Origin of the sequence: Sphingobacteruim zhuxiongii (assembly GCF_009557615.1) — a bacterium.
GTDB classification, from domain to species: Bacteria; Bacteroidota; Bacteroidia; order Sphingobacteriales; family Sphingobacteriaceae; genus Sphingobacterium; species Sphingobacterium zhuxiongii.
The window spans coordinates 164,477-188,427 of the sequence record NZ_CP045652.1 but is presented as its reverse complement, the minus strand read 5'-3'; the positions used below and the strand labels follow the sequence as shown (position 1 = coordinate 188,427).

At 40.0% G+C, this 23,951-nt stretch carries 13 protein-coding genes; 8 read left to right on the top strand and 5 right to left on the bottom strand.

The window, feature by feature from the left end; genetic code table 11:
* Positions 1–103 precede the first annotated feature (103 nt).
* From GFH32_RS00835 to GFH32_RS00825, 3 genes are all read right to left on the bottom strand, one after another.
* Positions 104–1,747 carry a RagB/SusD family nutrient uptake outer membrane protein gene (locus GFH32_RS00835; RefSeq protein WP_160366865.1) on the bottom strand — a complete coding sequence of 548 codons (1,644 nt, stop codon included), beginning with the start codon at positions 1,745–1,747 and terminating at the stop codon, positions 104–106.
* Between the two features lie 11 nt (positions 1,748–1,758).
* Positions 1,759–5,268 (bottom strand): SusC/RagA family TonB-linked outer membrane protein, encoded by a 3,510-nt coding sequence (locus tag GFH32_RS00830; protein ID WP_153509274.1) that lies wholly within the window; start codon positions 5,266–5,268, stop codon positions 1,759–1,761.
* 503 nt (positions 5,269–5,771) lie between these two features.
* Positions 5,772–6,488 carry a GntR family transcriptional regulator gene (locus tag GFH32_RS00825; RefSeq protein WP_153509273.1) on the bottom strand — a complete coding sequence of 239 codons (717 nt, stop codon included), beginning with the start codon at positions 6,486–6,488 and terminating at the stop codon, positions 5,772–5,774.
* Between the two features lie 603 nt (positions 6,489–7,091).
* Here GFH32_RS00825 and GFH32_RS00820 point away from each other — a divergent pair.
* Positions 7,092–10,196 carry a SusC/RagA family TonB-linked outer membrane protein gene (locus GFH32_RS00820; protein WP_160366864.1) on the top strand — a complete coding sequence of 1,035 codons (3,105 nt, stop codon included), beginning with the start codon at positions 7,092–7,094 and terminating at the stop codon, positions 10,194–10,196.
* Between the two features lie 23 nt (positions 10,197–10,219).
* A complete protein-coding gene (locus GFH32_RS00815; protein ID WP_153509271.1) occupies positions 10,220–11,704 on the top strand; it encodes a RagB/SusD family nutrient uptake outer membrane protein in 1,485 nt (494 codons plus the stop codon).
* A gap of 74 nt (positions 11,705–11,778) precedes the next feature.
* On the opposite strand, the gene GFH32_RS00810 is transcribed toward GFH32_RS00815, so the two are convergent.
* Both GFH32_RS00810 and GFH32_RS00805 read right to left on the bottom strand, forming a co-directional pair.
* Positions 11,779–12,663 (bottom strand): glycoside hydrolase family 16 protein, encoded by an 885-nt coding sequence (locus GFH32_RS00810; RefSeq protein ID WP_160366863.1) that lies wholly within the window; start codon positions 12,661–12,663, stop codon positions 11,779–11,781.
* 150 nt (positions 12,664–12,813) lie between these two features.
* Positions 12,814–13,530, bottom strand: a complete 717-nt coding sequence (locus tag GFH32_RS00805) for a FadR/GntR family transcriptional regulator (RefSeq protein WP_153509269.1) — start codon at positions 13,528–13,530, stop codon at positions 12,814–12,816.
* Between the two features lie 141 nt (positions 13,531–13,671).
* Between GFH32_RS00805 and GFH32_RS00800 the strand changes: the two genes are divergently transcribed.
* From GFH32_RS00800 to GFH32_RS00775, 6 genes are all read left to right on the top strand, one after another.
* On the top strand, positions 13,672–16,968 hold the full coding sequence (locus GFH32_RS00800; protein WP_153509268.1) for a SusC/RagA family TonB-linked outer membrane protein: 3,297 nt from the start codon (positions 13,672–13,674) through the stop codon (positions 16,966–16,968).
* A gap of 10 nt (positions 16,969–16,978) precedes the next feature.
* On the top strand, positions 16,979–18,553 hold the full coding sequence (locus GFH32_RS00795) for a RagB/SusD family nutrient uptake outer membrane protein (RefSeq protein WP_153509267.1): 1,575 nt from the start codon (positions 16,979–16,981) through the stop codon (positions 18,551–18,553).
* 65 nt (positions 18,554–18,618) lie between these two features.
* The gene (locus GFH32_RS00790; RefSeq protein ID WP_153509266.1) at positions 18,619–19,542 is read left to right on the top strand and encodes a dihydrodipicolinate synthase family protein; all 924 of its coding nucleotides are present in this window, start codon (positions 18,619–18,621) and stop codon (positions 19,540–19,542) included.
* A 32-nt stretch (positions 19,543–19,574) separates the two neighbouring features.
* Complete coding sequence (locus tag GFH32_RS00785) at positions 19,575–20,669, top strand: hypothetical protein (protein ID WP_160366862.1); 1,095 nt, start codon at positions 19,575–19,577, stop codon at positions 20,667–20,669.
* 5 nt (positions 20,670–20,674) lie between these two features.
* Positions 20,675–21,898 carry an MFS transporter gene (locus tag GFH32_RS00780; protein ID WP_153509264.1) on the top strand — a complete coding sequence of 408 codons (1,224 nt, stop codon included), beginning with the start codon at positions 20,675–20,677 and terminating at the stop codon, positions 21,896–21,898.
* Positions 21,882–23,951, top strand: coding sequence for a GDSL-type esterase/lipase family protein (locus tag GFH32_RS00775; protein WP_153509263.1), 2,070 nt, complete (start codon positions 21,882–21,884; stop codon positions 23,949–23,951). Before GFH32_RS00780 ends, GFH32_RS00775 begins: the two co-directional genes overlap by 17 nt.

Here is a 23,951-nt window from a genome sequence, read left to right as displayed (position 1 = left end):
GACGTAATAAATACGTCCTCTTTTGTTGATACTCATTAATAATCTCGAGGCAAGTCGAGCAAGGCAATAGACAAATGATTTATCTATGTATTGCCTTTATTTACTAAGGATTTTGTTGACTCTTCGGATTCGTTGATATCTCTTCAGACGGAATCTTCATGGTCATTAAAGATACTGGATACACAAGGTTTGGATTCCAATGAACTGTAGAACCTTTGCGGTCCACAGGAATATTCCAGCGACGGTTGTTATCCCACTCATGACTTCCCTCTCCCCACAATTCAATACGCGATTGCAATTGAACCATTTGAAGGGCCGTCAGGCCGCTCATTCCCGCGTAGTTGTCACAGGTCAGCGTAGCGCTTCCCGCTGCAGTACGAGCAGCTAAAAGTTTGTTAAGCGTAGTTTTCGCCGCTGCCTCTGCTCCTGTGCGCGCCTGCACCTCTGCCTTCATTAAATAAAATTCTGACAAACGTACCATTGCGTAATCCGCTCGTCCACGGTTTGACGTATTTTGCGCACCGACGGCACTTCCTAAGCCCACATTATTTGCAAACTTAGAAACCCAATAAGTCGGAACTTCATATTGTGGACCGTTCATAAAACTGCCCGAACCAGCACTGTAAATAACTGGAAAATCAGCTGGTCTTTCCTTATGGAAGTTCTTTTTACGGTAATCTTTGTCGTCAATTTTATTAAACAATCGGTCATCTATACGGAACGAACCACCCCAAGGATTACTTTCGGCTGCCACTCCATTACCACCAAATTGCCAACCAAAGCCGAATGCCGCCTCAGGATTCTTCGCTAAATTTAAAAATCCAGAAGTCTCTGCTAAGAATATCGGCAAATTTACCCCATTCAAAGTCACCGTACCTGATTGCTTTTGCACGTATTGATCTTCTGACATGAAATTTAAAGTCCCACTATTTATTACACGATCGCATGCATTTTGTGCAATGGTATAATACTTCGAGGCAGTGGCGCCTTCCGCTTCTACTGCAAGTAATGCCGCTTTAGCGATTACATAATTCGTTAATCCGCGTGTTAAATCGGATGTATTGGTTGCCTTAAAGCCAACATTGGCTGCCGCAAACATCTCATCGGCAGAAGTCGCCCAAACAATAATTGAGTCTAGCGTTGCCAAGGCCGACGAACGCTCTTGCAAAGGTTGAGTTACATCAAACTTCACATATATTGATTGACCCAGTTTGTTTGTTCCGAAATTTTGTTGCGCATATAAATATCCAAACGCTCGCGTTAAATAGGCTCTGCCTACATACTCCTTGAGACTTACACTTGGATTATTTTGTAAAACCTCCGGAGTAATGATATTCAAAACCTTATTTGCCGCGTTTGTCATTCCATACGCTCGATGCCACCAACTAGGCGTGGAAGCGCTATTTTCCGAAGTTAAGTCTTGCCCAGTATAATAGTCATTTTCAGCTGGCATACTCCAGTTTCCAACCACTATATCATTGCCTAACATCATACGTGCAGCAAGCTGACCGCTCCAAGAATTATCTGACATACTGGAGAATCGAAAATTGTAGCCACTGCCGCGATAATGCGGAGGTAATCCATCTGCCATACCTTTCATAAGGCTTTTCACAGTCTCTTCATCTGCAGTTCTTAACAATTCACGAACCTGTTCGTCAATTATATTGTCTGGTGGAGTAATATCTAATTTCTTATTACACGAGGTGGCCAACATCGCCAACATTACTAGTGCTATTAAGTATTTCATAGTTTTCATTTTTAAAAGGTTACTTTTAAACCAAACGAGGCAGAACGCATCATTGGATAAGTATATGCTCCTACGTCAAGACCACCCACTATAGAATTTCGCGGATCAATACCACTCTTCGCAAACACCCACATATTATCAAGTGATACATAGGCGCGAACGCTAGACATCTTTGCTCTATTCGTCCACTTCTCTGGAAGAGTATAGCCAACCGTAATATTCTTTACACTTAGATAAGTCGCGTCAAAAACAGACATATCGCTATAAGTATTCCCTGTTGATACACGCGTTCCATTTGAATAAACTGAACTTCCATTAGGAGAATTAACCATCAACATCGGATACTTCGCATCTAAATTAGACTCGTTGAAGGTATTGTGTAATAAGTCTTCAGACAACATTTGATTACCTATATCGGATGTATTATAAATAAAGTTCCCATTTAGATTACTGAAGAACAATCCACCCAATTGGTAAGCAAAGTTCGCTGCAAAGTCAAAGTTTTTCCAACGTAAAGACGTTCCAAAACCACCGATTAAATCCGGTGTAGCATCGCCATAATCAAACATATAAGCTTGCGAATAGTCCGTCGTAGAAACCACTTCGCCTACTTTCGCATTCGGAAATAAACCTTGGTTTGCATCTGTTACAAGCGCACCAAATAAAGGCAATCCTGTGCCCTTGTCGACACCCATGTATTTAGCAAAGATTACGTTATAATAATCTCCACCTAACCAACGACGGTAAGCGGCACCCGAACCTGAACCTGTGTTCCCAACGGCTCCCCAAGCATCCGCAGTCGCATACCACCATTTTTGGCTATGTAACGCATCTTGTTGGTTAATCATCGCTTCTGGCATGGAAACCATTTTCGCTTCGTAGTTCCCCGCATTAACATTAAAACTCCAATTTAAATCCGAACGTTTGATTAAATCAATATTTAAATCGACTTCAATACCTTTAGATTCCATTTCACCCTCGTTTTGCAATAAAGTTGTTTGTCCTGACATTGCGTATGAGATTGGTGCATCTAGAAGAAGATCTGTAGTATTAGTTTTATACACGTCGATTGTTGCGGTAATACGATCAAATATTCTCAAATCAAGACCCGCATCAATTGTATTCTTTTTCTCCCATGTTAGGGCTTTATTTACAGCAGACCCCATTGATAAAGTATAGCCACTTGGAGCATATGAACCAGGAGTTGTATAACCCGATGCCGAATAATTCCAAATTTGATATCCCTGATATCTACCTATACCATTTTGGTTACCAATAACTCCATAACTTGCGCGAATTTTCATGTCATTTAGCCATCCATTGGTCGGCTCCATAAAAGATTCTGACGATATACGCCATGCACCACCTAAACTCCAAAATATTCCCCAGCGGTCTTCGTTATAACGGAACTTCGATGAACCGTCACGACGAACAGATCCGGTTGCAATATACTTGTTATCATAGATGTAGTTTGCACGTGCGAAATAACCTTCTAGTGCTTCCTTATTGGTTCCAAATCCTACTCCCGAGAACGTACCGCCATTATTTAAGAACAAATAGTTTCCCGAACCGGTAAAATTATCAATCAATGATAGTGAAGCACGATAGTTCATATTCTCGGTTTTCATCCAAGTAAATTCATGACCAATCATCGCGTCAACATGGTGTTTACCGTAGTCATGTCCCCAATTCAAGGTTTGCTGAGAATTAAGATCCATATACTGCGTATGGTAACGACCAATCATGCCTTGCTCTGCATTAGACGATTCACCCCAGGCTTTTGGTAAGGAAACATAACGCATATGGTAAGATTGGTTAACTGACATCTGTACATTAAACGTGAAATCATTCCAAAACTTAGCTTGTAGGTATCCAATAGTGGAGATATCGTTGGAAACATATTCTGACTGTGAGTTCTCCATTTGATATTCCAAATCATAACCCATCGTGCGATCGCCACCTGCCTTTGGTGTAACCGGGCCTAGCGGTGAATATTGTTGTCCCAGTAGACGAACCACTTGAGGGTTTCCACTTCCATCATACACCATCTGTCCATTTTCATCACGCTGATAGATTGAAGCTAAAGGTCTATAACCATCCGTCCAACGAAATACATTCGCTACGGCAGCTCCTGGATTACGCGAGCTAAATCGACCATTTTGTAAACGCGTAGCACGATTCGAATACGTCGCATTCAAACCTGCCTTTAACCAATCTGTAATTTGCGTATTCACATTCGAGCGAACATTATATCGTTTAAAATTGGAATTTGCGATAAATGATGGATCTGATAAAAACCCAGTAGAAATAAAGTAGTCGGTTTTCTCATTTCCTCCATTTGCCGAAACGGTATATTCCTGACGAAAACGATCTTTGTAAGCAATATCCCTCCAGTCATCTACGTCATATAACTTTACCGCATCTTTATTAATCTTGCCCGTTGCAGGATCTATTAAATAATTGTCCAACATTGTAGCCGATATTGTATTTCCGGTACCGGTAGATTCATATCGTGCACCAGGTACACGGTAGTACATCCAGTTAGATAATCCGTTTGGACCCGCAAAAATTGTATTGCTACCTGTATAATTAAACAAGTGTTGACTCGCGAATAAAGCCGCTTCATCGTGCGACATATTCGGATTACTAAAGTTCGTTTTGTATTTCTCTGTACTACCGTATCTAACCGAGTTATAGATACTCTCCCACATCATTTCGTAGTTATCTTCTACGCCACGAATAAGTTTAGGCTGATTATTGGCAATCATATTCGCTCCGAGTTTAGATTCGAAATCAATTCTCGCTTTACCGCGAACTCCTTTTTTGGATGTCACCATAATGACACCATTCGCTCCACGAGAGCCCCATAACGCTGTCGAAGCTGCATCTTTCAGAATAGTAACTGATTCGATATCTTTCGGATTCATCGTCGCTAATGGATTAAAACCTGCAGTTACAGGGACTCCGTCAATAACGATTAACGCATTTGAGTTGTTTTGACTTGAAGAGCCAATACCTCTCACGCGAACCCCCATATCATAGCCTGGCTGTCCATCGACCGAAGAAACTTGAATTCCCGGTACCGCGCCTTCTAGAGCTTTCGTTAAGGTTGAATTTGCTTGTGCGCCTAATACTTTCGAGTCAACCGTACTGATCGAGCCCGTTAAGTCTTTTTTCTTCGCCGTACCGTAGGCGATGACCACTACATCTTCGATTTCTTGGTCAGCATCCTTCAGTGTCACGTTAATTGTACCATTGCCCGTGGTGGTAATCATGACAGATTCCTTCCCAACAAGGGAATAGCTAATTTTACTTCCTTGATTTGCTTGTATACTGTACTGTCCCGTCTCCGAAGAGGAGGTTCCGACAGTCGTACCAACAACAAGGATACTAGCTCCCACAATTGGTTTGCCTTCTGTATCCCTTACCACGCCGGAATATGTCCGTTGCTGTGCTTGCGCTAGCGACATGGATAATAAAGGGATAACCAGCATCAAAAAGAAATGTAATCTTCTTCTCATAGTTTATAGATTTTGGTTAGTAAATAATATTGGTCTTATCAACTCAAATATAGGCGAACGTTAGCTTGAATTATTGACCATAATTCAAGCCTTTTAAGAAACACAAACTGCAAATATTAAGAAACAGGAGTTTGTAACAATTTGATATACAGAATTTTGCTAAAACGTATTTGTTCGCAAATCAACATCGATTGAAATCACCATCCTGAACTGTCCTGACCGAACGTTTCATACTGATTTTGACTTACTTAGCTTTTACAATTGAGGCTGTCCCGAACAGGATAGTCTATAAGAAGTAATCCTCAATAAAAATGCCCCTAGCGGACAATAAAAAACAGGGGAAGATGAATGATTAAGGATTAATTATCAACATGCTTAATGAGATCGCATGATTATAACGATATGTGAAACCTAAATGTTAATGAGCAAAATGGTTAAATACGCGATTTATTCAACCTATCACAATAAGCAAAACATTTAATAAACCGTTTTTGCAGTTTGAATTAAAAATAATCCTGAATAAAGAAATCTTGTGTATTACAATACAGGAAAGAATAGATAAAAAGGTTCTTTTTATTGGTTTTCAAGCGCCTTTTCATATGTAAGACCGGCTTTTTCGCTTTGATATCAAACATCTCAGCTAATTCTTTAGACGCCTCAATTGCCCATATTTTTTGCTCACCTTCTTTCACTTCCACATCGTGGTAATTCTTTAAGGTATCGAACAATGAATTTTTCTCTAAGTTATGTAATGTAAAACGCGGTAGATCGATATTGGAAATATACGTTTCTTCAAATAAAGTAGGTAAGCCATCTACATAGCGAAGACGTGAGAGATAAATAGCTCCAGCTTCTTTTTCCTCCGGCGTTAATTCAAATTCAAAAGCCTCAGGCCAGAGCTGCTTGATAGGCTTAGTGATAATTGCTGTTTTTAAATTATGTTTACCAACACCAGCTGTAGACCCTTTTAAGGAAAGAATCCCTAAACCGTTCTTGGGTTCCGAAACGATACTTCCTTTACCATGCTGCCTAACAATGTAGCCTAAATTACTTAGGTCATTAAGCGCTTGGCGAACCGTTGGACGCGTTGTAAAGTACATTTTACAAAGTTCATTCTCCGACGGAAGTAAATCTCCCATCTTATATAGACCCGAATCTATCTTACTTTTTAACTCTTCGAATACCTGTTTGTAGAGAGGAGTCCCCGATGATCTTTGCATAAGCACAACAATTAGTAACAACAAATATAGTTAACTGTAATGATTTTTCAAGCCTTTTCTTGTATATACAGGCCCATGTAACAGACATGATTCAACGGCAATGAATTAAGCTTCTGATTTCACGTAAATTACAATTAAATACAAACTTGTATATACATATAAAAATTAAAACTAATTGTATAAACCAACCTAAACAATTGCTTTAATTGCACTTATATCATTATTTGCAATAAAAATAAAATATTTTTATTCAATCTCTTGTATATACAAGTATTTTATTATATTTGTTTAACTGATTATGAATACGGATAATTTTGATCCGTAAAGAATTATGAGAAGACCGACCATCCACTATTGGAAAAACCTTCTCCATACATGCTGAAGCATTTAATATGCGTCCAAATGACTGAGTTGACATACACCTAAACCGTGCATTAGATTCATTTGGATCCATACGATGATTAACACATTTTTCGAATTTGACCGTCCATTTTCTATAGCGAAAAAAGGGACCCGGGATTCTTGTGTTTATAATTTCGCTATCACCCGCTAAGTTCATTTGAGCAATGATGGTGTCAATCACGTTTTATTCAAACAATGCATATGGAAAAAATTAGTAGTCAAGAGCCATTATCCCGTATTCTACGAGTAATGTTCATCAGCGCCGGGTTGCTACTCGGCAGCGAAAATATATCGGCATACTCCGATAGCTCCAACGACGCGCACTTGTCATCATTCAAGGTCAATGTGCTCAAACTCAACGCAAATAACCATTCGGACCATCGATGGCAGAAATCATTATCTGGAACTGTTCGCAGTACGGATGGTGGTCCCATTCAAGGTGTCAGCGTCAAAATTAAAGGATCTAACACTGGAACGTCTACAAATGAACTTGGACAGTATCAACTAGAATCTACAGGCAACAGCAATACACTTGTATTTAGCGCTGTAGGTTACCTTTCTCAAGAAATTACTATTTCTTCATCAGGCGTTACGGACGCTGTTTTAGAATCTGATGTGACCTCCATAGGAGATGTCGTTGTAATCGGATATGGAACACAAAAGAAAAGGAATGTAACCTCTTCAATCTCCACTGTATCTGCAAAAACAATTAAGGATTATCCGGTATTACAAGCTGGTCAAGCCATTCAAGGAAAAGTACCCGGCGCGCAAATTATTCAAAACTCAGGTTCACCTGGCGCTTCATTGATGGTTCGAATCCGCGGTGCCGGTACGGTGAACAACGCTTCTCCGCTCTACGTTGTGGACGGCAATATAGGCGTTGATCCTCGCGATTTAGACCCTAACCATATTGAATCTATCGAAGTATTAAAAAGTGCGTCAGCGGCGGCGATTTACGGTGCGCAAGGTGCAAATGGGGTTATTCTCATTACCACAAAATCTGGAAAAGAAGGCGTTAATGCTTCTGTAAGTTATTATTCCGGGATTCAATCCATTCATAATAAATTAGACGTAGCAAATGGACAAGAGTATGCAACTCTTTATAACGAAGCCCTCGTTAACGGAGGTAAAAGCCCTATTTTCTCTGATGTTCAAAGCTTAGGTGTAGGTACAGATTGGCAAGATGCTATTTTCCGCACGGCAAAAATCAATAGTGGAGAGTTATCTCTTTCCGGCGGCAACAGTAATGGCAAATTTTATCTTTCTGGAAGCTATTTTAATCAAGAGGGTATTGTCATGAAATCCGATTATGAGCGAATTACCTTTCGTATTAATTCGGAATACAATTTAAGTCCTGCTGTCAAAATTGGTGAGAACATTTCCTTGAGTCGGGGAAAGAGTAACGTGATACCAGAATTTGGCGATAGAAACCCTATTCCGAATGCTTGGGCAATGGATCCGAACACTCCGGTTAAGAACCCAAATGGTTCTTGGGGCTTTCCACAATTTTCAGACACGAAAAACCCTGTTGCAGAGCTCGAGTTGTATAATAACACGATAAAAAGACCTGTTTTAAATGGATCTGCATTTATTGACGTAAAACTACTACCATCATTGGTTTTTAGAAGCCAATACAATTTGAACTTCGGTATTTCAAACGGCTATGTTTTTGTCCCTACCTATGACATCTTTCCATTACAAAGAAATCTAGTATCAAGCATTAGTAGAACCAATACACAATTTACCAATTGGGACTGGCAGAATACATTGACCTATAATACAAACTTTGCCGATCATCATTTCGATGCTTTAGCTGGTTTTACTGTACTCAGAAATCAAGAAGAGAACATTACTGCTCGTGGTGAGGGGCTTCCTGAAAATGCCAATTTCGACGAAAACCTTAGATACCTAGATTTGGCACGTAGTGGCAATCTTGCTACTGGGGGAGCTGGCGACTATAGTATGGTATCTTTCTTAGGAAGAGTAAACTACGATTATAAAGGAACGTACCTATTCACCGGTAACATGAGAGTCGATGGGTCCTCTAGATTTGGAAAAAATAACCGCTATGGTATTTTCCCTTCATTTTCTGTTGGATGGCGCTTATCGGATGAGGAATTCTTAAAAGATGTTGGCTTTATCAATGATTTAAAATTACGCGCTGGATGGGGTATGTTAGGTAACCAAAACTCATTGCCTAACTACGCCTTTGCGAATAGCGTAGCACAAAATATAGTCTATCCCATGGGAGATCGAGTAACGCAAGGACACGCTCCAACAAGTCTCGGTAATGAAAATCTAAAATGGGAATCAACCAAAGAAACAGAGGTGGGTATTGACTTCACTGGTTTCAACAATCGAATAAATATCGCTGCTGGTTACTATGATAAACGCACGATGGACATGCTCCTACGTGTTCCTGTGGCCGATTACCTAGGTATTCAGACAGCACCTTTTGTGAATGGTGGAGACGTACGCAATCATGGTTTCGAATTTATGATTGGTTACAATAACGGCAACTCGGAAGGCATCAGATACGAAGTTTCATTCAACCTCGCGAGAAACATCAATGAAGTCACCAAGTTGAGTAATCAACAAGCTGCTTTATTCAGTGGAAGCTACTCGAGAACGGCTGTTGGAGAACCTATCGCTTCATTTTATGGCTATGTAATGGATGGCATTTTCCAAACAATAGATGAAGTAAAAGCACACGCAACTCAAGCTCCAAGCACAGCACCTGGAGACATTAGATACAAAGATTTAAACAACGATGGAATCATTAACCAAAGCGATCGTACAACTATTGGAAACCCATGGCCAGACTTCAATTACGGAATAAATGGACGTGTCAGCTGGAACAATTTTGACATGAGTCTTGCGTTCAATGGAGTTTGGGGCAACGAGTTGATTGCTCATTGGAAATACTTCACCCATGGTAGTAATTTCTATAATTACGACACCGAAATGTTCAACGCTTGGAAAGGAGCCGGAACGACTAATGAATACCCTCGACTTAATGTAAATGATCCAAACAATAACATGCGTCCTTCTTCATATTACGTCGAGGATGGTTCGTACCTCCGCCTACAAAATGCACAATTGGGTTACACTTTCCCGACAGCATTTTCAGGTCATGTAAAGAATCTAAGAGTATATGCTTCCGGACAAAATCTATTAACGTTCACCAAATATCGGGGATATGATCCTGAGATTGGTGCACCATCGACACCATTAAGTCTTGGTGTGGATAATGGATTTTACCCACAACCCCGAATTGTGACTTTAGGTCTTGGATTTGGATTTTAGAAAAAACTATTAATTGAAAAGACATGAAACGATTTCATCAGATCATCATATTAGCAAGTAGCACTTTATTCTTAAGTTGCGGCGATTTCCTCGATAAGCAACCCCTAGGTGAGATGTCGGTTGAATCGGCATTCTCAACAGCTAACGATGCCAATAAAGCCCTTGTTGCGGCATACAACCCTATGTTAAATTACAATGGAATGAGTGGCTATTCTATCTACGACATTGCTGCCGACAATGCCGAAAAAGGCGGAGAAGGACCTAGTGATGGAGGCTATTTTAACGAGATTGCTTATTCTACTTTAACTTCATCAAACACCATCGCGTCGCAAGTTTGGAAAAGTTCATTTTTGGGAATTCGTCGCGCAAACATTGTCATTGAGAAGGTGCCCCAAATTGCCATGGATGACAATGCTAAACAAAGAATTCTTGCAGAAGGGCGCTTCCTTCGCGCTTTTTACTATTTCAACTTAGTGACCCTATACGGCGATGTTCCTTTGATTGATAAAGCAGAACAGGTTGAACAAAATTTTGAGCGTAGCTCAAAGGAATTGGTATACGACTTAATTATTCAAGACTTAACTTTCGCTAGCGGAATTCTACCTGAAAAAGCAAATTTAGCTGCAGGTGAAAAAGCACGGGCAACGAAAGGAGCCGCTGAGGCTTATTTAGGGAAAGTCTACCTCTATAAAGGCGACTTCGCACAAGCGGAAATATGGCTAAAGAAAGTTATAGATTCCAAAGCTTATAGCTTGACCCCTAAGTATTACGATATATTTAGTACAGAATCTGACTTTGGACGCGAAAATATATTTGAAGTAAATTATGTATACGACGCTCAATTCAACAACACAACGAATCTGAATCAACTAAGACAAGGCAGCACGGCAATGTATGGCTATGGCTTTGCAAATCCTACACAAGACCTTGTGGATGCCTTCGAACCAGGAGATCCTCGAAAGGGACATACGGTTTATAAGCAGAATGATATTATGCCAGACGGTGTAACAGCTGATGTTGGAATTAGCGAAACGGGATATATGAACAAGAAAGCATATCTTTTGGAGTCGGAATTTCCGGTTACTGGCGACGCTAGACATTCTGGAAAGAATGAGCTACTTTATCGTTATGGTATGTTGTTATTATGGCATGCTGAAGCGGCCAACGAAGTTGGTAAAACACAAGATGCTTTAAAGTCACTCAATGAGGTTCGTGTTCGTGCGAGAGAGGGAAACAACAACATATTACCTCTTGTCACGGTAACAAATAAAGAAGATTTGAAAAAAGCGATCTGGCAAGAGCAAAGGGTTGAATATGCCATGGAGAACATTCGCTACTTCGACCTTATTCGACAAAAGAGAGCTGGTCTTGTCATGCGCGCCTATTCTTTAAAATATAATAGTAATAAAGGAAAGAATTTTCGTGATGGTATTAATGAACTCTTCCCAATACCGCAGTCTGAAATCGACATCAGTCAAGGAAAACTAAAGCAAAACACAGGCTTTTAAAAGTGTAATTTATAAGACTTAAAATAGCATATTGAGGGGAAAAAGCCTTCAGGCCAATCCACAGAACCCCATCCTTAGTGATGGGGTTTCTTATACACACGAACGTAGTCCACCTGCATACTGAAAGGTAAGTCGGCGTCGGTAATTGGCCCCGGCCATCCAGCGCCACCAGATTGGTTTAAAATAATATAGAAGGGTACGTCGAATGGCCATTGTTCCCAGTTTGCCCCGGCGTCTTTCTTGTATGTATAATGCAGCACATCATTGACGAAAAAATGAATCGAAGTCGGCTCCCATTCGATACTATATACATTAAAAGCATCTTTTTCATAAGCAACTTGCTTCGTTGCCGTCGTTCCTCCGTTAGCATTCGTCACTTTAGCATTATGAATGCTATGATGTATCACGGATTCATTGTTTACATGCTCCATAATGTCTATTTCACCACAATTCGGCCAAGTCCCATAGGATTTCGAAGGATCCGGCATCATCCATATCGCAGGCCATGAGCCGCGACCTTGTGTAAATTTTGCTCGAACTTCAACCCGACCGTAACTAAGGCTAAATTTTCCTTTGGATTGAATACCTCCACTATGATAGGGAACCGCATCGTTTGCAATAACAGCATTATCCATTCGCAGATTTAAATTATTCCCATCAAGTGACACATAACGTTCAGAAGAAGTTAAAAACTTATTCCACGCAACTTTACCTCGATCCGCATAAGACCATTTACTGCTATCAAAAGTTCCTGATGTGTTAAACTCGTCAGACCAAATAAGTTCATATTTATCGTTTTCTGTGCTCTCTTGTTTTACAATAAAGCTGCTTTTACTCTGGGCATTCGCCTGAAACATAAATGCTTGGCCCAGAGAATTCAATAAGCCTAGCAGTATAATTGAGTAAATACTGATAGTTGTTAAGATTCGCTTTTTCAGGTATGGAGTACGTATCATCATTATTTTGTTTAGGTATAGGGTTACAAATGAACATGGCGGTGCCATGATGTTGAAACGCTATACGTTCAACATTTAAAAAAATAAAGCAGAAACTGCTGCAAGTTCTCTTTAGAATCTAGGGTCGCTTCTTCAGCCTTGAGGTTTCAATGATTAGCGGCTCGAATTAGCCTCCGAACGCATCGATAAGATTCTAGCAAAATGGTTGTTTAGGTGCTTGCGAATAGCAATTCGATACGCGTCTGCATCTCTACTTTTTAGTACCTCAACCAAGTCTTTATGAGAAATAAATTCAACATCCTTGATTGGTTGATCCAGAATTCCTGACTGATGGACATACTGAAATATAGGATACAGCATCTCCTGAAGCTCTAATAAAATTTTGTTTTGCGAGATCTTGTATAATTTCCCGTGGAACCTAATTTCATCATCAATCTGCCAAGGAAAGGCTGTATCGCCCGAAACAATATCCTTACAGATTTCTTCTAGCTCATTAATATCCTCGTCTGTAATATTATTGACGATGAAATCCGCCATACCGACTTCCAATGCCAAACGCATCTCGAACATATCCTTTAATGTGTCGGCGTCCAATATCGATGGGTGAAACACTTTCCGAAGGGATCCAAGAACATCAGGATTTGTTAGAACAGCTCCCTTATGCTTTTTTGACTCTAATAAACCTATCGCGCGTAAACGCAATAAGGCTTCGCGAATGACAGTTCTACTAACTCCCAAACTCTCCGCTAAGTCAAGTTCTTTAGGTAAAACGTCCCCTACTTTGAATTTATTCTTTTGAATATAACTGATAATACTAGCTTCAGCTTTATCTACTAAGCTCGACGTATCTATACTGGTTAGACTTTCCATATAGTAGTATACTAATTAATTACGCAATTCAATTATTGCTAAAACTTAGACAAGTATATTAAAAAAAATTTGGAAATAAAGTATTATGTCTTACATTTGAGTATTGTATATTATGTTATACATAATCCAATATAATCCATTATGACAAAAAATTACTTTAAAAACCAGAAGAAGCTTATCCTATTGCTTTTTCTATGCTTATTGCACTGCGTTGCATGGGCACAATCTGTACTTCGCGGGAAAGTATCAGATCAAGCGGGCAATCCACTGTCAGCTGTTACAGTTCAAAACCAATCCTCGAAAGCCTCCAGCAGTACAGGTGAAGATGGAACATTTAGTATCAGCGCAAATCCTGGAGACCAACTACTATTTAGTAATGTCGGATATGCATCCTATACGCTAAAAGTGGTTAATCTATCCAATGTTCAAATTACTTTAGCTCCAGAAGATCAAAACTTAGAAGAGGTTGTTGTTTTAGGCTACGGTTCGATAAAAAAATCTAATTTAACGGGGTCAGTATCGCGATTAGACAAAAGAGTTTTAGAGACGGGTGTCCGCTCAAATCCTGCGTCGGCGCTAGCCGGTACGATTCCTGGACTTCGCGTTCAACAAACTTCTGGTAAACCGGGAGCTGTTCCTAAAATTGTACTACGTGGTGGTACGACATACGGAGGTGGAGGCGAACCATTAATCATCGTAGATGGCGTAATTCGTGCAAGTTTTAGCGATTTAAGCCAAGACGACATTGAATCTATTGATGTTTTAAAAGATGCATCAGCAACAGCGATCTATGGTGCTAGAGCGTCTAACGGGGTTATCTTAGTAACGACTAAACGCGGTAAAGAAGGTGTATCCAATATTACGCTTCGTTCTAAAACTGGTTTAAATTATATCAATCAACCTTTTGAATTCTTAGGTGCAAAAGACTATATCAATTGGTCGCGTAAAGCGGTTCAAACATCGGGAATATACCAACCGAATCAGCTTAATCAGTTAACGGCTGTCAATCCATTTGGTACCGGGAATAAGTATAAAGATGCCAATGGGAATATTCTTGACGGAAACCAAGTAAATACTGCGGTATGGAGCACAATGCTACTTGATGACACGAATCGTGAGCTACTTAGCCAAGGTTGGCAGACGATGATTGACCCAGTAACTGGTAAGGAACTAATCTTTAAAGATTTTAATTATGCGGACTATGCTGTGAACGACGGTGCAGTAACACAAGACTACAATCTAGGTTTGCAAGGTGGTAATGATAAGGGTAAGTATTACGCGAGCATTGGTAAGTATAAAGAAGATGGTCTTCCAATTGAGACCTATTATGATCGCTTAACTTTTGTGTTGAACGGCGATTATAAGATTAAGCCTTGGTTGACATCAAACTCGGGGTTAAATTTTGCTCATACGAAATGGAAAGATGCAAACAATGATGAAACCTTTTATTTCTCAAGAGCACTTGGCGCTCCTCCAACGATGCGTGGAACCAATGCAAATGGTGATTTATTGTTAGGTCGCGATAATTGGGATGGAAACCCGATGGTTAATATTGACAAATTTATTCGAAATAACCTCGATCAGAAATTCACCTTCTCGCAAGCATTTACCATAAATTTAGCCAAAAAGCTAAGCTTAAGAACGAGTGCTAACTGGTACATCCATCAAGACAGTAGAGAATCTTTCGCAAAAGACTATTTAAATGGTCCTGGCAATTGGGTTAGAAGTAGATCATCTGCAGCATCAAACGATAAGCGCTTTAATCAAACCTACAACGCCGTATTGAATTATAATTTAACTATTCAAGACGATCATAACTTCGACGCCATGGCTGGTTGGGAATTCTATGATGCCTATAGAAATGGATTAAGCGCATCAGGAAATGGAGCTCCAACAGATGACTTCATGGACTTACAGCTAACCAACTCGGAAGCAAACAGAAGAAGCATCGATAGCTGGCACGACCGCCAAAGAATCACATCGTTTTTCGGACGCGTCAACTATGATTACAAGCAACGATACTTAATGACACTAACGCTTCGCCGTGATGGATATTCTGCTTTATTAAATAACAGATGGGGTAATTTCCCTGGTGTATCCTTCGGCTGGAATATGCATAACGAAGAGTTTTTCGCGAATAGCATAGGTAAAGACAATATTGTAAATACACTAAAACTTAGAGCTTCTTATGGAGCCAATGGTAATATCAGCGACATTACGAAAGATGTATCTTACTTATTGCAAGGAACATTCGGAACGTCAAAATACAATGGTAATGTTGGTTATTTGATGAACAGCTTAAATATCCCGAATCTTAAATGGGAAAGTTTAATTACTAAAGAAGTTGGACTAGAGACACGTTTATTAAACCGTGTAGATTTATCAGTAGCATACTATCACCGCACAACTTCAGATAAGATTGCAGACTTAAAACTTCCTTCATCTGCTGGATGGGATATCATTAGAACGAATAATGGTGATATGCAAAACCAAGGGGTTGAGATTGATTTAAATTACCAAGCTGTACGCAGTGATAATTGGGACCTATCTTTTAATTGGAACACCGCTTACAATCAAAATAAGATCCTAAAACTTCCGAGCAATGGATTAGAAAACAATAGACAAAACTCAATACAAGTTTATAATCCAAGCACCAAAGAACTGGAATGGGTTGGTGGATTCCAAGAAGGACAAGATCCAAACGTAGCATATGCATATGAAGCGCTAGGTATTATCCGTAATCAAGCTGATCTAGACTCTTATGCGCGCAACTTAATTGACTATGCAGGCGCTAGACCATTGGTACACCCCGATGTCTTCAACGCAATGTCTCAAGACGATAAGAACAAGCATTTTCCTATTGCAATTGGCGACGTCATGTGGCGTGATGTTAATGGTGACGGAGTAATAAATACGAATGACCAAGTAAAGATGGGAAACACTATCCCTCGTTTTACTGGAGGCTTTGGCCTGAACACGAGATACAAAGATTTCTCTCTTAGTGCTCGTTTTGACTATGCACTCGGCTTTATCGCGTACGACGGTCCTAGAGCATGGTTTTTAGGAATGATGCAAGGAACTTTTAACACGACAACTGAAGTATTAGATTCTTGGACACCAGAGAATCCTAATGCTAAATATCCTACATATTATTGGGCAGATCAATTGTTTAAGAACAATGTAGCGAGAAGTAGTAGTATGTTCTTCAACAAGGGAAACTACTTAGCACTTCGTGAAATTGCTCTTGCCTATAGCCTTCCTAAATCGATCGCTAACAAAGCAAAAATGGAAGATTTAAAACTGACAGTAAGCGGTCAAAATTTACAATACTGGACGAAAAACACACTATTCTCTGCAGAAAGTGGAAGTGTTGCGCAAGGAAGTGGTGGATACCCCTTACCACGCACAGTGATTTTCGGTGTTCAATTAACCTTTTAATCGACGAATAATGAAAAAGATATTTATCTCTCTAGCTATCATAAGCAGCTCCCTATTTTTCGCTTCCTGCGATAAGATGGACTTGGACTTAGCTCCAGAAGATTACTTCTCGAGCAATACTTTTTGGAAAAACACAGACCAAGTCAATGGAGCGATGGTTGGATTACATACACAATTAAGAAATGCGCAAAATAACCTATTCTTATTAGGGGAAATTCGTGGCGGTACGTTCCGTGATGGCACCAGTTTTACAGGTACCGCATCTTTGAACTACGCATCTCAAGTAATTCAAGATATCCGTGAAAACAACCCCGGAATGTCAAAATGGGCTAACTTATACGGACAGATTTTCCATATTAATAATTTTATTTTTCAAGTTGAAAAAGCCGACTACCTAACCCCGGAGAAAAAGTCATATTTCCTTGGTCAAGCCTATGGATTGCGCGCTTTCTACTACTTCCACTTATATAGAACCTATGGTCGTGTTCCATTGATAACAGAAGCAAAAGTAGCGATCAGTACGCCTACTTCTGCGGAAGAAGTTTTTGCCGGACGTAGCAAAACAGAAAAAGAAACGCTTGATTTGATTAAAGCGGATATTGATAAGTCTATCGGCAGCTTTAACAACGATTACACAACGCTATTTCAAAAGGCGCAGTGGTCATTGGCCGCGAGTCATATGTTGAAAGCAGAAGTTTATTTATGGACTGCGAAAGTAAAAACAGACAATCAAGCCCCAACCAATACAACAGCGGACTTACAAACGGCAATTTCTTCATTAGAAACTATCATTCCTAAGTATAACCTACTACCTAAGTTCAACGAGATATTCTCTACGGCTAGTGTTGCCGCTTCAAAGGGAAACAATGAGGTTATTTTCGCAGTAAGATATCAACAGGGAGAAGCAGCATCTGCGTTCAGTGCTTTCCTTTACGCCCCTACGGATGATTTATCAGGATATGTAGACGACAAGGGTGTAGCTGTGGGTAAAGACCCCTTACAGGTTGCTTCCTCTGGAACCTTGCTGCGCAACGAATATAAATTCGCTTTGTATGAATTATATGATAAAGAGGATCAACGTGCAAACGCAACGTTTATGAACTTCAACAAAGGCAACGTTCATGCAGTCGTGTTACGTAAATATCTAGGAACAATTGTAGAAGGCATCCGAAACTACTCCGATGATTTCCCTATCTATCGACTTGCAGACGCCTATTTATTGCTGGCAGAAGCGAAAAACAAACTAGGTCAAGATCCTACTCAAGAAATTATGACCATTAGAAATAGAGCTTATGGAACGAATGCTCCATTATTTGTTAATGGTTCATTTGAAGCGAATGAGTTAGCGATATTTTATGAGCGTACAAAAGAATTTGTTGCAGAAGGAAAGCGTTGGTACGATTTGCGCCGCATGCAAGATGCTTCTGGCAATCCATTAGTATTTCGCCAAGACTTACCATTGGTTGGTGTATTGCCAAATAGCGATGCGCAACGTCATAAATTGCTTTGGCCAATTGACAAAGAGACCCTTGCTGCCGACCCACTATTAACAAACGATCAAAACCCAGGATATCCTGGTACATAATTAATATATTTGGTCCTATCAATCATAACCAAGGTAGGACCTCTTACTACATAAATTTTTATCACATGCTAAACAAAAAAATTGAAGGTTTAATTGCAGCACCCTTTACACCATTCGACACTGACGGCGAATTAAACTTATCGTTGATTCCTCAATACTATGCCTCATTAAAGAAAAACGGCATTAAAGGCGCTTTTATCTGTGGTTCTACAGGAGAAGGAGTTGCCTTAACCTTTAATGAAAAAGTGGAAACCCTACGCGCTTGGACATCGCTAACGAAAACAGACGATGATTTTGTTTTAATGATGTTCTTGGGCGGAACCAATGTGAAAGAATGTAAAGAGCTTGCGAGAATCGCTGAAGCGGAAGGCGCAGATGCAATATCCTTTACCTCGCCCTACTATTTCAAACCATCAAACGTAGTCCAATTGGCGAAATGTTGTCGGGAGATTGCTGAAGCAGCTCCAAATACAGCATTCTACTACTACCACATTCCAGTATTGTCTGGAGGTTTCTTTAATATGATTGACCTATTAAAAGAAGTGGATGGCAACATTCCAACTTTCAAGGGCATCAAATATACCCATGAAGATTTTATGGATTTCTTAAGCTGTACCAATTACGCAAATCGTAAATACGATATGCTTTGGGGACGTGATGAAAACATGCTATCCGCGTTGGTATTAGGTAGTAAAGGAGGCGTTGGCAGTACTTACAATTATGCCGCACCTTTATATCATGACTTAATCAATGCCTACAATAAAGGAGACTTTGAATTAGCAAACCAGCTACAGCAAAAATCGATAGACATGATTCAATTATTAGGGAAATACGGTGGTATCGCAACAGGTAAAGCCTACATGAAACTTATCGGCCTAAATTGCGGTGAATTCCGTTTACCTGTAAGTAATATGAGTGCCGAAAAATTCGAAAACTTCAAACAGGATGTTAATGCGTTAGCATTCGAAGGTTTTAAATCAAGTAATTAATGCGTTTTCACACAGCTATTATACTATCCTCTATGTTACTTTCAGCATGTGCTCAACAAGGAAGTCTATCAAGTATTTCTTGGGGAGCAGATCAACATTTACCAAAACAGCAGAATCAGGCCCATCTAGGTGTTGCTGGGCCGATTACTGCGGTATTAGGTGATTACTTAGTGTTAGCTGGCGGAGCCAATTTTCCAAATGGCCTTCCCTGGGAAAACGGACAGAAGACTTACCAAAATCAGGGATTTATCTATCAAATAGACGCTGACCGTTTGCAATTAAAAAGTGAATTTACTTTAGAAGACCCTTTCGCATACGCAGGCTGTGCTTCCAGAGATGATTACATGTATATAGTTGGTGGAGAAGATAAAAATGGACCACGGACAAAAGCACTGAAGATTCACTTGGCAGAAAATCAAGAAGTTCAAATTGAATCCTTGGCAAGTTTACCAAGAGCGTTAACAAACGGAGGGCTCGTTTATGATTCCAACAACTTGTATTTCGTAGGTGGAGAAGACGCAAAAGAAGTGTCGAATTTGGTTTATCGATTAAATTTAAACAACACGGATGCTAAATGGGAAGCTGCAATTGAACTCCCTTTTCCCCTAAGTAATGCTATCGTCGCCGGCGATGGAAATGGAAAATTATTTATCGTCGGGGGGCGCAAAAAGAATCCATTAGCGAAGAGTGATATCTATAGAGCTGTCTTAAAAGTTGACCTAACTAAGGAAACCGTTGAAGAGATTGCGGAACTTCCTTATGGCTTAGCTGCCGGAACCGGAATATACTGGCAGAACAACTTGCTAGTGCTTGGTGGAGATGACGCTTCGACCTTTCACCGTGTAGAAGAATACCTGGCGAAGATTCAACAAGAGACCGACAACGAAGCGAAGAAACGCTTAATCGTTGAAAAAAACCAAATACAAGTACAACATCCTGGTTTTAGCAAGAGAGTCTGGAAATTAGATTTAACGAACCTTACTTGGAGCGAATTGAATAACATCAAGGGTGAAAGTCCAGTGACTACGACTGCATTAGTGCATGATGAAACAATAATCATCCCCTCTGGGGAAGTTAAGGCAGGAATTCGAACTGACCAACTATTGATGGGAACAATAAAACACTAAACGCCATGAAAAACAACAAAATATATCCTTGGGTAGTTGTCGGTTTACTTTGGTTTGTCGCATTATTAAACTATATGGACCGCCAGATTCTATCAACCATGCGTCCGACTATAGCCCAAGATATTAAAGCTTTAGAGAGCGCAGAAGTGTTCGGCAACCTGATGGCGATATTTTTATGGATATACGGATTTATGAGTCCTGTAGCAGGCATCGTTGCGGATCAATGGAACCGTAAAAATATAATCGTAGGAAGTTTATTCGTGTGGTCTGGCGTAACATATTTAATGAGCCATGCCACTAGTTATGAACAGCTTTATGCCCTCCGCGCCGTTATGGGGGTCAGTGAGGCGCTATATATACCTGCTGCTTTAGCGTTGATTGCTGATTATCACGGAGATAAAACGCGATCATTAGCAATCGGCATACATATGACTGGTTTCTACTTCGGGCAAGCCTTAGGAGGATTCGGAGCAACCATATCATCCACTTATTCATGGCAGCATACCTTTGGTTTATTTGGTCTTATTGGCGTTGTCTATTCGTTAGTTTTATTATTCTTCCTTCGCGAAACAACACATCGTACGACGGTAGAGACTGTAAAAGAAAAAACCAATATTGGAAAAGGATTAGCCGTCTTATTAAGTAATATTTCATTTTGGGTCATCCTACTATACTTCGCTATACCAAGCTTACCGGGATGGGCAACGAAGAACTGGTTACCGACTTTATTTTCTGAAAACTTACATATTCCAATGGAACAGGCGGGCCCGCTCGCAACCATTACGATTGCTGTATCATCATTCTTTGGGGTCATACTCGGCGGCATCCTTTCGGATCGTTGGATTCAGAAGAATATTCGTGGTCGCATTTATACCAGTGCTATAGGGCTGGCGCTTACTATTCCTGCGGTGTTCCTTATAGGATACGGTCATACGGTCGTTGCGATTGTATCTGCAGGTATTATGTTTGGCTTTGGCTTCGGAATGTTTGACGCCAACAATATGCCCATACTCTGTCAGTTTGTACCTTCCAAGTTCCGCGCAACTGCCTATGGCTTAATGAACATGGTTGGTGTATTTGCGGGAGCATACATTACAAAATATTTGGGAGCTTCTGCAGACGATGGCAAATTAGGAAGTGATTTCGCATTACTAGCCCTTATTGTACTTGCCGTGTTAGTCCTTCAATTGATTGTTTTAAAACCTAAAGCTAATGAAACGAGCAATTAAGACTTATTTCATATTTGTTCTTTTATTAATAAACCTACAGGGGTTTGCATCGAAAAAGGTAGCCTGTATTGGCGACTCTGTCACAAAAGGTTATGGTATTGCGAAAGGGAAATCCTATCCGGAACATTTGCAAACACTACTAGGGGAAGATTATCTCGTTGGTAATTTTGGTCGTAATGGTGCAACGCTGTTGAAAAACGGCCACAATCCATATATGGCATCTCCAGAGTACCGCGAGGCCTTACTTTTCCAACCCGATATTGTAGTCATTGCTTTAGGTCTTAACGATACTGACCCTCGAAATTGGCCAAACTATAAAATAGATTTCAAAAGCGATTACGATTCGCTAATTGAATCCTTTAAACAGCAAAACCCAAAAGTGCAGATTTACATCTGTAAAATGACGCCCATTTTTAGCGGTCATCAACGCTTCCTTTCTGGAACAAGAGATTGGTTTCAACAAATCCAATCTGAAATTATATCGATTGCAGAAAATCATCATTTACCATTAATCGACAACCACACCGAACTCTATACGCGAATAGATCTATTTGATGATTTTGTACACCCAAATGCTGATGGAGCAACTATCATCGCGAACAATGTTTTCAGACATTTGGGAAAAACCAATCATGCCCTTAGCCTTTCAGAAACCATTGGCTCACATATGGTACTACAACGCGGTGTGCTGAATAAAATAACGGGGCTCGCATCTAGTAATGAAACCGTCCTATTAAAATTCAACAAGCTTAAAATCAAGGCTATTGCTGATCAAACTGGTCGATGGACAATAGAATTACCAAAACAATCTGCGGGAGGGCCCTATAAACTACGTTTCGAATCCCAAAAAGAACATATTGAACTAGAGGATATTTATTTTGGCGATGTCTATCTAGCCTCTGGCCAATCAAATATGGCTTTTACATTAAGCCAAGCACAAAATTCAAACGACTTAATCCATAAATCGACAGCCGGAAAAACAATACGATTATTTAAGAATAAAACGACTGTTCAAACAAACAATACAAGTTGGGATCAAGCGAACCTAGATAAAATTAATCGCTTAGAATATTTCAGTGGCCAATGGGAAGTCCCTCAATCTGAAAACATTGCTGCCTTTTCTGCAATTGCATACAGCTTTGCCGATCAGATTGCATCGTCTTCAAAAGTGCCAATCGGCATTATCGAGCTTGCTGTAGGTGGTACTAACGCAGAGTCTTGGATTCCACGTCAATCACTAGAAGCGGATTACCAATTCGCAACCTATATTCACAACTGGCGAACTTCTGGTTATATCCAAGAGTTTTGTCGCGAACGCGCAGCAGTAAATTCAAAAAACAGCACGCTTAAAAACCAAAGACATCCTTATCAACCCGCATATAACTATGAAGCCGGCGTTTCTAAATGGCTAGGCACAAATATTAAAGCGGTTTTATGGTATCAAGGGGAAAGCAACACCCATAATCTAGAGCTTCATGAACGTCTATTTCCTGTTCTCGTTGATTCATGGAGAACTAGTTTTCAACAGAATCTACCTTTCTTTATTGTCCAACTATCAAGTATTGATCGTCCGTCATGGCCTGCATTTCGCGATAGCCAACGCTTGATGTCAAATAAACTAGATCAGGTCTACATGGCTGTTTCTTCAGATCTGGGTGATTCCTTAGATGTACATCCGACAAACAAAATTCCAATCGGAATTCGGTTAGCAAACCTGGTGAGAAAACATGTATATCATGAACAAATTCAAGCGGACTCTCCACAGCCTATAGCCTATACCTTGAGTAAAGATGGATTACTAAAAATAGATTTCTCCGAGTGTAAACAATTAAAAACAACCGACGGAAAGCAACTCATTGGTTTTGAAGGTGTCGATTCCTTGGGGCGGATTGTGCCGATAAATCACATAGAAATCAAAGGCAATAGTCTCCTTATCTCAAATGCTCAATCTCTTCATAAACTACTTTATGCTTACAAACCGTTTAGTCGAGCGAATTTAGAAAGCGATTCCTCGATTCCTGTAAGCACATTCCTCTTATCCTTAGAAAAATAA

Excerpts from the sequence above, each read along its gene's own strand:
- GFH32_RS00835 (WP_160366865.1), bottom strand. The coding sequence starts at position 1,747 with ATGAAATACTTAATAGCACTAGTAATGTTGGCGATGTTGGCCACCTCG.
- GFH32_RS00830 (WP_153509274.1), bottom strand. The coding sequence starts at position 5,268 with ATGAGAAGAAGATTACATTTCTTTTTGATGCTGGTTATCCCTTTATTA.
- GFH32_RS00825 (WP_153509273.1), bottom strand. The coding sequence starts at position 6,488 with ATGCAAAGATCATCGGGGACTCCTCTCTACAAACAGGTATTCGAAGAG.
- GFH32_RS00820 (WP_160366864.1), top strand. The coding sequence starts at position 7,092 with ATGGAAAAAATTAGTAGTCAAGAGCCATTATCCCGTATTCTACGAGTA.
- GFH32_RS00815 (WP_153509271.1), top strand. The coding sequence starts at position 10,220 with ATGAAACGATTTCATCAGATCATCATATTAGCAAGTAGCACTTTATTC.
- GFH32_RS00810 (WP_160366863.1), bottom strand. The coding sequence starts at position 12,663 with ATGATGATACGTACTCCATACCTGAAAAAGCGAATCTTAACAACTATC.
- GFH32_RS00805 (WP_153509269.1), bottom strand. The coding sequence starts at position 13,530 with ATGGAAAGTCTAACCAGTATAGATACGTCGAGCTTAGTAGATAAAGCT.
- GFH32_RS00800 (WP_153509268.1), top strand. The coding sequence starts at position 13,672 with ATGACAAAAAATTACTTTAAAAACCAGAAGAAGCTTATCCTATTGCTT.
- GFH32_RS00795 (WP_153509267.1), top strand. The coding sequence starts at position 16,979 with ATGAAAAAGATATTTATCTCTCTAGCTATCATAAGCAGCTCCCTATTT.
- GFH32_RS00790 (WP_153509266.1), top strand. The coding sequence starts at position 18,619 with ATGCTAAACAAAAAAATTGAAGGTTTAATTGCAGCACCCTTTACACCA.
- GFH32_RS00785 (WP_160366862.1), top strand. The coding sequence starts at position 19,575 with ATGTTACTTTCAGCATGTGCTCAACAAGGAAGTCTATCAAGTATTTCT.
- GFH32_RS00780 (WP_153509264.1), top strand. The coding sequence starts at position 20,675 with ATGAAAAACAACAAAATATATCCTTGGGTAGTTGTCGGTTTACTTTGG.
- GFH32_RS00775 (WP_153509263.1), top strand. The coding sequence starts at position 21,882 with ATGAAACGAGCAATTAAGACTTATTTCATATTTGTTCTTTTATTAATA.